Origin of the sequence: Pseudomonas sp. (genome assembly GCF_049653025.1) — a bacterium.
Taxonomy (GTDB): Bacteria; Pseudomonadota; Gammaproteobacteria; order Pseudomonadales; family Pseudomonadaceae; genus Aquipseudomonas.
In genome coordinates, this window is the sequence record NZ_JBASFM010000001.1 from 54,870 (window position 1) to 63,869 (window position 9,000).

Genomic DNA, 9,000 nt, shown 5'->3' on the forward strand with positions numbered 1-9,000 from the left:
TCCTGGGCGCTTAAGGACGAAGAATCAGCTGGCTACGGCTATTGGCTTTGATCGCCTCGGCGTCCAGGTGCATCGGCACATACTCGCCGCGCATATAGCGCTCGGCCTGGTCCTGATAATGCGCATCGAACAGCACGCCGCTCTGGCCCACCGGGTTGATGCCCAGGGCTGTGCTGGCGTCGGCCAGATCGATCAGGCGGCGGGTCGAGGGGCCGTAAACCACTGACCAGGGCGCAGGGCCGACCGGTTGCGACAGGTTGTTCGGCGTTTCGTGGCCGCCCGGTGCGGCGAATGGGCCGACGTTGAATAGTTTATCCAGCGGCTTCTGCTGGCCCAGCGGGTGGCTGTGGGTCAGGGTGTGGGCGCTGCCCCAGGTCCATTGAGTGGCGTCGGCACCCAAGGTGCTGCGCAAGTGGGCGAGGCTGGCCTGCCAGGCGGCCTTGACGGTAGCGGCGCGGCTTTCCACGGCATCGCTGCCGCGCGTGTCCCACCACGGCGAGTTGGCATCGGCGGCCAGGCGCGGCAGGGCGCTGTCGAGCACGCGGGTTTGCAGCAGGTTGGTGAAGAAGGCATCGCCCAGCTCGTCGGCCATGGCGGCGCGCGTCAGTTGATAAACCAGCTGGTTGAACAGCGTGGCGGCAGTGGCGTCGAGCGTGTGCTGGCCATCCCAGCTCAGCAGTTGCTCGACCAGGGCTTTCTCTTCGGCATCACTGGCGGCGGCGCGCAGGTCGGTGGCCAGCGGTGCGAGCAGGCGCGGCGGGTAGCCGGTGCCGGGCTCCAGTTGCAGAGCCTGGCTGTTGCTCAGATCCCACTTCACCCTGTTGTCGCTAAGGCGATCATCCAGGCGCTGGCCACGGTCGGCCAGGTTGTAGTAGCCGGGAATCTGCATGCCGGTCGGCGACACGGTTTGGTAGTTGGCCGAGACGATATAGCCGCGCGCCGGGTTCTCTTCCTGCGGGTTGGCGCTAAACGGGTAGTAGCCGTCCTTTTCCGCCTCGCCGCTGGCCCCATCGAGGATAAAGCTCGGGTTGACCCCGGCCGGGCGGCGCGGCAGTTTCGCCGCCGCCCACCAGCCGATATCACCCGTGGCATTGGCCCACACCACGTTTAGCCCCGGTGCCTCGATATGTTCGGCGGCGGCGCGGGCCTTATCCAGACTGGTGGCGCGGTTGAGCTGGTAGAAGCCGTCGAGGATCGGATTCTCGGTTTCGAGAAACGCCCACCACATGGCAATCGGCGTGCTGCCAACGGTTTCGCCCAGGGCGCTGTTGATGATCGGGCCGTGGGGCGAGCGGCGGATGGTCAGGCTGACCGGCGCGGCGTCTTTGACCCTGATCTGCTCTTGGCGGCTTTGCAGCTCGACCCACTGGCCGCGGTACCAGACCTGGTTGGGGTTGTCCGGGTTGGTTTTCTCGGCGATCAGGTCGAGATCGTCGTTCTGGAACATGGTGATGCTCCAGGCGAAGTCGCGGTTATGCCCCAGCGACGCCACCGGGTTGAGCGCCTGGTGATGGCCGTACAGGCTGAAACCGGGGTAGCTGAGGTTGGCTTCGTACCACACCGACGGCACAGCGAAGCGGATATGCGGGTCGCCGGCCAGCAGCGGTTTGCCGCTGGCGGTGCGACTGCCGGATACCGCCCAGGCGTTGCTGCCCTCGAACTGCGGCAGGCCGGCATCCAGCAGCGCGGCGTGGCTCAGCTCGGCGATGGCATTGAGGTCCTGCCAGTCGCCGGCGGCGAGGTTCTGCCCGACCACGCCCTGCGGGTGCCAGTCGAGGTCGAAGGCCTTGAGGTAGTCGGCACCCAGTTGGTCGCGAATATGCGTCAGCACCGGCTCGGTACGAAACGCCGCGGCGAAGCTGTAGGCCATATAGCCGGCGACGCTGAGGGTGTCGGCCGCGGTGAAGGGGCGTTTGTCGATGCCCAGTACGTCGAACTCCAGCGGTGCCGGACGGCTGGCCTGGTACTGATTGATGCCATCCAGATAAGCCTGCAGCGCCTGGCTCGCTGGGGTGTTCATGTCCATCTTGGCGGCGTAGCGGTCGGCGTGCTCGCGAATGCCCAGGGTGCGGAACAGGCGGTCGGTGTCGACCAGCTTGCTGCCGAGAATCTCCGCCAGCTCGCCTCGGGCCAAGCGCCGGAGGATTTCCATCTGGAACAGGCGATCCTGGGCGTGCACATACCCCAGCGCGCGGTACATGTCGGCCTCGTTCTGCGCCTGGATATGCGGCACGCCGCGCTCGTCGTAATCCACCGTGACCGGCGCTTGCAGTGAACTCAGGCTCAGCTCGCCCGCGCGTTGCGGCTGCTTGCTGTCGAGGTACCAGTACGCGCCGGCGGCAGTGGCGGCGACTATCACGGCAAGGGCAGTCAGGGTGCGTTTCATGGGTCTTCCTTGTTATAGGTTTGCGCGCATTGTGCGGGCTGGACACGGTGCAGGCATTGACCAGATACGGCGGGAGTGAAAGTCTTTGGTCAATAACTGAGGATTTTATGGAAAACGATCCGCATAACAGCATCGCCAGCGCGCTGACCCACTCCTCGACCCTGCGCCGCCTGCTCTACGAGGCCCTGGCCGAGCTGGGCCTGGACCCGACGGACACCTATCGCCAGGCCTATCAGGGCGCAGTGCTGGCACCGCCGCTGTTCAACGCCCGCGAAGACCATGACAACGCGCCGCGCTTCTGGCAGGCGCTGGCGGGCATCAGTGGCGATGTGGATATCGGCCTGCACCTGGGTGCGACCATGCAGCCGCGGCCAATGGATGTGGTCGGTTACCTGCTGCTGGCCAGCCGCGATCTGGGCCAGGCGTTGGAGGGCTTCGTGCGCTTCCAGCACATCCTCTCCGGCGGTTTTGCCGCGCGCCTGGAGCTGGAGGACGAGCAGGCGCGGCTGATCTTCGACCTCAACTACCGCGGCGTCGGCTCGCTGCGCCAGCAGATGGAGTGCCTGGCGCTGCTGCTGCAGAAGATGCTGGCGAGCATCAACAACGACGGCAGTTTTCGCCTGTCCGGGCTGGATTTTCGCCACCCCGCGCCGCGCCGCCTGAGTGAGCACCGGCGTTTGTTCGGCCTGCTGCCGCAGTTTGCCCAAGCCCACGATGCGCTGATCTTTCCGCGCGCCTGGCTCAGCCGGCCCTCGCGCAGCGCCAACCCGCGACTGTTCGCGGTGCTCTGGGCGCAGGCCGAGCTGGAGCTGGCGGAGCTTGAGGAAAACCAGCTGCTCAACCGCGTGCGCTACTGGCTGGGGGTCAACCTCGGCGTGCAGCTGTGTGACCTGCCGAGCTGCGCCCAGGCCCTTGGCTACAGCCTCGGCGGCCTGCAACGGGCGTTGGCCGAACAGAACCAGAGCTTTCGCCAACTCCACGATGAAGTCCGCCGCCTGCGCGCCCAGGCCCTGCTCGACGGCGGCCTGGCGATCCGCGAGGTGGCGCGCGCCTGCGGCTTTGCCGAGCTGTCGCCGTTCTACCGCGCCTTCAAGCGCTGGCAGGGCGAGACGCCGCAGGGCTTTCGCCGACAGTCAGTTACTTCGGGCACCCCGCCAGACTGATCTAGCCTTGTACTGAGGTCAGAGGTAGCGCGTATGTGGCGAGCGAGGGTGGGCATGCTGTTGGCGTTGGCTGCGATGCCGTGCCTGGCTGCGCCGCCGGTGCAGATATGCCTGGGCGACAGCAACGAGTGGCCGCCGTTTACCTATTGGCAGCGCACCGCCGGGGAGGTGGATCGCAGCCGCCTGACCGGCTCGGCGAGCACCCTGGTGCTGACGGTTCTGCAGCGTTTACAGCTGCCCTATGTGGTGCATTACATGCCCTGGGCACGGGTGCAGCAGGAACTGGCGGACTTTGCCGAGAAGGGACGCTGCGAGCTGACCTGGGACGCCAGTTACAACGCCGAGCGCGCGGCCTATGCGCATTACAGTGCGCAGCTCTACCAAACCCGGCTGGGCCTGTTCTATTCCGCCCAGCGCTTTGCCGCGGTGCCGTTGCCGGCCTTGTTGCAGAACCTGCAGCAGTACCGCTTGTGTGGCGTGATCGGCTACAACTACGTGCCGTTTGGCATCACCGGGTCGATCAAGCGCTTTCCCAGCATCCAGCAGAATCTGGACATGCTGCAGCGCCAGCGCTGCGACTTTTTCCCCAGTGAGATCGAGCCGCTCTACGGTGGTCTGGACCTCGGCATCTTCCAGGGGCCGGCGCAGTTGCAGCATATCCCGCTGACGGCCAGCAAGGCGTTCTTCCTGCTGGTGAGCAAGGGCTCGGTGCGTGGTGCAACCCTGGTCAGCCAGTTCGATCAGCAGCTGCGACAGATGCAGGCCAGCGGCGAGGCGCAGCAGATCTTCCGGCGTTTCCACCCGAGCGGGCTGGAGTAGTCAGTTGCCGTTCCAGGTGCAGAAGCAGCCCACCGCCAGGGTGTTGCTGGCATTTACCGGACGACCTGCGCTCAGGGCCTCGAGGATCGGCTCGATAAAGCTGTTGCTCGAGGTGCAGGTCGCGCCTTCGCTGTAGGGGCCGAAGTAGGCCAGTTGGCCCGTGCGGTCCCAGATCGCCACGGCCGGGCTGGCGGGAATCTGCGTGCTGCCGTGCAGTTCGGGCAGTGTTTGCATGGCGCTCAGGGTGGCGGGCAGCTGGCCTTTGCTGCCGGGCTTTTGCACGGCATAAAAGCTGATCCCCTGGGGGCCAAAGCGTTCGATCAGCTCGGCCAGGTGCTGTTGGTTGCCGACATTGCACGGGCAGGCTGGGTCCCAGAAATGCACCAGGCGGATCGGCCCGGGGCCGGCCAGCTCAGCGGGCAGGCGCAGCTGTTCGCCGTAGAACAGCGCGGTTTGCGGCGTTTCGCTGAAGCTGCGCAGGTAGCGCGCCTCGTACCACCCGTAGGCGGCGAACATGGCGGCGGCCCACACTGCAATCAGCAGGCCGGTGAGCAGGTTTTTGTAGGGTCTGGGCATAACGGTCTTCTGTAGGCAGGCGCGCAGCTTGCCATGGCTGGCTCGAGAGCTGAATATTCGCAGCCTTATTATGCCGGCCGGGATGGCCTGCGATCACTTCGCACTATCGATGGAAGCCTTATGTCAGAGCCGTTTCAGCCGGAAAACCTGAGCGCCAGTCTGCGACCCATGGCCGCAGCCGCGCCGTTATCGGCGGCGGAGCAGGCGTATCGGCAGTTCTATGGCTTTGCCGCAACGCCGGCGACGCACAGCCGGCTCGGCATGCGCGCCATTGGCGGCTACCAGATTGCCCTGCAGGCCTGGTGGCCGCAGGAGCCGCGCGCAACCCTGGTGCTGGTGCATGGCTATTACGACCACAGCGGCCTGTACCGCCATGTGATTGAGTGGGCGCTGGGCATGGGCTTCGCGGTACTGGCCTGTGACCTGCCGGGGCACGGGTTGTCGAGCGGTGCGCGGGCCAGCATCGGCGACTTTGCCGAGTACCAGACGGTGTTGCAGGGCGTACTGGCCGAGGCGGCCGAGTTGCAATTGCCGCAACCCTGGCACCTGTGCGGGCAGAGCACCGGTGGGGCGATTCTGATCGACTACCTGCTGAACGGCGCGCCGGGCGCGGAAATCGGCGAGACTATTTTGCTCGCGCCATTGGTGCGACCGCGTGCCTGGGGCTGGTCGCAGTTCAGTTACCGGATCATGAAACGCTTTGTCCGCGAGATTCCGCGGCGCTTCAGCGCCAATTCCAACGACGCGGACTTTATCGACTTCATTCAGCACCGCGACCCGCTGCAGCCGCGCAGCCTGCCGACCGCCTGGGTTGGCGCGCTCAGTCAGTGGGTGCCGCGTATCGAGGCCGCGCCGCGCAGTGCACGCAGCCCGCTGATCATCCAGGGCGAGGCGGATATGACGGTGGCCTGGCAGCACAACCTCGAGGTGTTGCAGGACAAGTTTGCTGCGCCGCAGATCCTGCGCCTGAGCGGCGCGCGCCATCACCTGGTCAATGAAGCGCCGGCCTTGCGCCAGCGCTATCTTGAGTTTCTCAGCCAGCGCTTGAGCTGATCAGATGCCACGCGGTGCTGGAGCCAGGCTAGCGCTGTTCTGGCCTACCGCCAGGCCGCTGCGAATCGCCGCAAGGGCCGCCTGGTAATAGTTTTTGCCGGCTTCTGACTGGGCAAAGCTGACAAATTCTTCCAGTTCCGGGTCGCTCAGCTCGCGGTAAACGTGCAGCAGGCTGTTATCCAGATCCGCGCCGATCTGTTCCATCAGGCGCTGACGCTGGCCATTGAGCAGCAGTTGCGTGCTGTCGCCGCCGAGCAGGCCGGGGAGCATCTGGCTGAGGCTGTCGGCGGCCACCCCGGCCAGCGCCAGGCTGACTTCCGCGCCGGCTTCCCTGGCTGGCAGCGCCTGGGCCAGGTGGCGGATCAGCAGGCGGCGAGTGGCGCTGGCTTCGCTGCGCGGCAGGCCGTTGGCGTAGCGCGCCAGTTGGTCGCTGCGGGTGGCGAGTAGTTCGGCATCGACGATCTTGCGCCCCAGTGGCGACTGGAAAAACTGCAGGGCGCTGCCCGGCTCGCTGAGGCTTTCGCGCAGGCCCTGCTGGGCGCGTTGGTCCACGGCGGCGGCGGCAAAGCGCTGGTTGCTGTTATTCACCAGCGCTTGATGCACCGCCGGCGGCAGGCTGCTGCGGTAGCGCTCCTGGGCGGCCTGCAGGGCGTCGCTGAAATGCATGCGCTGCTGCGGCCAGCCGGCCGCCTGATACAGCTGCAGGTAATCGTCCGCCAGGGCGGGCAGGCTGAGCAGCAGGGTCAGTACAACGGAAAGGGCGCGCATAGGGACTCCATTCTGGGGCGGCTATTTTCTGCGGCATACCGATGCTTGTCGAGGCTCGGCGTGGGTTGTGAGTGAAACGCCGACAGGCTGGTAGAATCGCCGGCATGACTACCGATACCCATACCGCGTGCCTGGCGCGCATCGTCGACGACCTGGCCGAACAGGGCTGGTCGTTGCAGCCGCAGTTCATTGCCCAAACTCTGACCCTAGAACTGGCCGAAGAGTGCCGTAAACGGGCGGCGCAAGGGGCGTTGGCCCCGGCTGGCGTGGGGCGCGGCGCGCAGCAGCAGATCCGCGAAGGCGTGCGCGGTGACCATATCCAGTGGCTGGAGGCCGGTCAGGCTCCAGCATGTGATCAATATCTGCAGGCGTTTGATGAGCTGCGGGTGGCGCTGAACCAGGGCCTGTATCTGGGGCTGGAGGATTTTGAGGGGCACTTCGCCCTGTATCCGCCGGGGGCGTTCTACCAGAAGCATGTGGATCGCTTTCGCGATGACGACCGCCGCGCGGTGTCGGCGGTGCTCTATCTCAATCAGGATTGGCAGGCGGAGCAGGGCGGCGCGCTACGCCTGTACCTGCCGAACGGAGAGGTCCGCGATGTGCTGCCCCAGGCGGGCAGCCTGCTGGTGTTTCTCTCAGCCGACATGCCCCACGAGGTATTGCCGGCCAACCGCGAGCGGCTGTCACTGACCGGCTGGTTTCGCCGGCGGGGTAATGGGTCGTTGTAGCCGTGGGTTAACAGGCCTGTGCTTTAGTGGCCCCAGACCTTGAAGGTGCCGCGCAGATCGGTGATATCGCGCATCTCGATGCTGCCCAGGCGGCTTTCGCCGACGTACATGTCTGCCGCTACCCGCACGCGGATGCGTTGCGCCGGGATGCCGCTGGCCACCAGCTGATCATTGATGGTGGTGAGGTCGGGCAGGGTCAGCTGCACCTGCTGCTTGCCGCTGGCATTGGTGACGATATCGATCTTCAGGGTTGGCAGGTTGACGCCGAATATCGGCAGGGTCAGGCCTAGTTGCGCCGCGCCGAAGGCGAAGCTGCCACCTGAGCCATTCGGGCAGCTGGCGGGCGTGGTGCAGCCGTTATCGATCCTGACGTTGCGCAGCGACGCGCTGCCGCCGTCGTCATTCCAGCTGACCCGGTTGATTGTCGCCAGCACATCGGCGCGGATGCTGATGCCGGCCTGGCCGCTGACCTCGCTCAGGCTCTGGTTATCCATGGGCAGCAGGGCTGCCTGGCTCGGCACAGCGACTGTGGCCAGGCTGGCAGCGAGGCCTAGAGCGAGAAAGTGAAGTGGGCGGTGCATGGCGATGTCCTCTGCGAGCGTGCCGAGAGTCTGTGCCGGGTGTGTTGCCCGCGCTATTGAGCAGGCCCGCTTCCCGCCGAAGGATAGGCGGCTGCTATCGGATGCCGGCGTCGAGCCGGTGATGCGGTTGGCATTTTCGCTGCCAGCCCATCCCTTTGATCTGCGCGGTCAACTGGCAGTACCCTGCGGGTGTTACGCGGGGTGACTGAATAGAGGGGAGGGCGCAATGCAGAAAGTCCTAGTGAGTCGCTGCCTGCTGGGCCAGCGCGTGCGTTATGACGGTGGCGCGCATGGTCCGTTTAGCCTGCTTGAGCGTTGGCAGCAGGAGGGGCGAGTTGTCGCGCTGTGTCCGGAAGTGGCTGGCGGTTTGCCAACTCCGCGCGCGCCGGCCGAAATTGCAGGCGGCCAGGGAGCCCTGGTGCTGGATGGGCTGCTTGCGGTTATGACGGTGGATGGTGAAGACGTGACTGCCGCCTTTGTCGACGGTGCCGAACAGGCGCTGGCCCTGGTGGCGCAGCATGGCATCCGTCTGGCGCTGCTCAAGGCGCGCAGCCCCTCGTGCGGCAACCGCGAGAACTACGATGGCAGCTTTAGCGGCACCAAGGTCGCCGGCGAAGGCGTGACCGCCGCCGCCCTGCGTCGGGCTGGGGTGCAGGTGTTTAACGAAGAAGAACTACCCGCCGCCGAGGCCGCGCTGCGTGAGCTGGAGCAGCAGGCGATTTAGGGTCAAAGCACTTAAATGGCGCGCAGAAAAAAGGGAGGCCGAAGCCTCCCTTTTCATTACCGCAGTGCCTAGAACCTGTTTCGGATCTCGCGAGCTAGAGCGAGACAAGGCAGAAATGGCCGAGGGCGCGGAGTTTACTGGCTGTAAATGAGCAGCCCGAGGCCATTTCTAACGCCGTATCGCCGACGCGCAGCAGATCCGA

The 9,000-nt window shown here is 65.6% G+C and carries 9 protein-coding genes; 5 read left to right on the forward strand and 4 right to left on the reverse strand.

What is annotated here, in order from left to right; all coding sequences use genetic code 11:
* Positions 1 to 10: 10 nt before the first annotated feature.
* Positions 11 to 2,386 carry a penicillin acylase family protein gene (locus WBK23_RS00255; RefSeq protein ID WP_424482009.1) on the reverse strand — a complete coding sequence of 792 codons (2,376 nt, stop codon included), beginning with the start codon at positions 2,384 to 2,386 and terminating at the stop codon, positions 11 to 13.
* 107 nt (positions 2,387 to 2,493) lie between these two features.
* On the opposite strand from WBK23_RS00255, the gene WBK23_RS00260 reads away from it, so the two are divergent.
* On the forward strand, positions 2,494 to 3,549 hold the full coding sequence (locus tag WBK23_RS00260) for an AraC family transcriptional regulator (RefSeq protein ID WP_424482010.1): 1,056 nt from the start codon (positions 2,494 to 2,496) through the stop codon (positions 3,547 to 3,549).
* Between the two features lie 54 nt (positions 3,550 to 3,603).
* The gene (locus tag WBK23_RS00265; protein WP_424482011.1) at positions 3,604 to 4,368 is read left to right on the forward strand and encodes a substrate-binding periplasmic protein; all 765 of its coding nucleotides are present in this window, start codon (positions 3,604 to 3,606) and stop codon (positions 4,366 to 4,368) included.
* Here the strand turns inward: WBK23_RS00265 and WBK23_RS00270 are convergent, their stop codons facing one another.
* On the reverse strand, positions 4,369 to 4,944 hold the full coding sequence (locus WBK23_RS00270; protein WP_424482012.1) for a DUF6436 domain-containing protein: 576 nt from the start codon (positions 4,942 to 4,944) through the stop codon (positions 4,369 to 4,371). It abuts the gene before it with no gap.
* A gap of 120 nt (positions 4,945 to 5,064) precedes the next feature.
* On the opposite strand from WBK23_RS00270, the gene WBK23_RS00275 reads away from it, so the two are divergent.
* Positions 5,065 to 5,997 carry an alpha/beta hydrolase gene (locus WBK23_RS00275; RefSeq protein WP_424482013.1) on the forward strand — a complete coding sequence of 311 codons (933 nt, stop codon included), beginning with the start codon at positions 5,065 to 5,067 and terminating at the stop codon, positions 5,995 to 5,997.
* Here WBK23_RS00275 and WBK23_RS00280 read toward each other — a convergent pair whose 3' ends face one another.
* Entirely contained in the window at positions 5,998 to 6,765 is a 768-nt protein-coding gene (locus tag WBK23_RS00280; protein WP_424482014.1) for a hypothetical protein, read from the reverse strand.
* Positions 6,766 to 6,869: 104 nt separating this feature from the next.
* On the opposite strand from WBK23_RS00280, the gene WBK23_RS00285 reads away from it, so the two are divergent.
* The gene (locus WBK23_RS00285; protein ID WP_424482015.1) at positions 6,870 to 7,493 is read left to right on the forward strand and encodes a 2OG-Fe(II) oxygenase; all 624 of its coding nucleotides are present in this window, start codon (positions 6,870 to 6,872) and stop codon (positions 7,491 to 7,493) included.
* A gap of 23 nt (positions 7,494 to 7,516) precedes the next feature.
* On the opposite strand, the gene WBK23_RS00290 is transcribed toward WBK23_RS00285, so the two are convergent.
* Positions 7,517 to 8,074 carry a DUF6160 family protein gene (locus tag WBK23_RS00290; protein WP_424482016.1) on the reverse strand — a complete coding sequence of 186 codons (558 nt, stop codon included), beginning with the start codon at positions 8,072 to 8,074 and terminating at the stop codon, positions 7,517 to 7,519.
* Positions 8,075 to 8,300: 226 nt separating this feature from the next.
* Here WBK23_RS00290 and WBK23_RS00295 point away from each other — a divergent pair, with 226 nt between their 5' ends.
* Complete coding sequence (locus WBK23_RS00295; protein WP_424482017.1) at positions 8,301 to 8,798, forward strand: DUF523 domain-containing protein; 498 nt, start codon at positions 8,301 to 8,303, stop codon at positions 8,796 to 8,798.
* Positions 8,799 to 9,000 lie beyond the last annotated feature (202 nt).

What these genes read in the sequence shown, in the direction of transcription:
- WBK23_RS00255 (WP_424482009.1), bottom strand. Translation starts at nt 2,386, where the DNA reads ATGAAACGCACCCTGACTGCCCTTGCCGTGATAGTCGCCGCCACTGCC.
- WBK23_RS00260 (WP_424482010.1), top strand. Translation starts at nt 2,494, where the DNA reads ATGGAAAACGATCCGCATAACAGCATCGCCAGCGCGCTGACCCACTCC.
- WBK23_RS00265 (WP_424482011.1), top strand. Translation starts at nt 3,604, where the DNA reads ATGCTGTTGGCGTTGGCTGCGATGCCGTGCCTGGCTGCGCCGCCGGTG.
- WBK23_RS00270 (WP_424482012.1), bottom strand. Translation starts at nt 4,944, where the DNA reads ATGCCCAGACCCTACAAAAACCTGCTCACCGGCCTGCTGATTGCAGTG.
- WBK23_RS00275 (WP_424482013.1), top strand. Translation starts at nt 5,065, where the DNA reads ATGTCAGAGCCGTTTCAGCCGGAAAACCTGAGCGCCAGTCTGCGACCC.
- WBK23_RS00280 (WP_424482014.1), bottom strand. Translation starts at nt 6,765, where the DNA reads ATGCGCGCCCTTTCCGTTGTACTGACCCTGCTGCTCAGCCTGCCCGCC.
- WBK23_RS00285 (WP_424482015.1), top strand. Translation starts at nt 6,870, where the DNA reads ATGACTACCGATACCCATACCGCGTGCCTGGCGCGCATCGTCGACGAC.
- WBK23_RS00290 (WP_424482016.1), bottom strand. Translation starts at nt 8,074, where the DNA reads ATGCACCGCCCACTTCACTTTCTCGCTCTAGGCCTCGCTGCCAGCCTG.
- WBK23_RS00295 (WP_424482017.1), top strand. Translation starts at nt 8,301, where the DNA reads ATGCAGAAAGTCCTAGTGAGTCGCTGCCTGCTGGGCCAGCGCGTGCGT.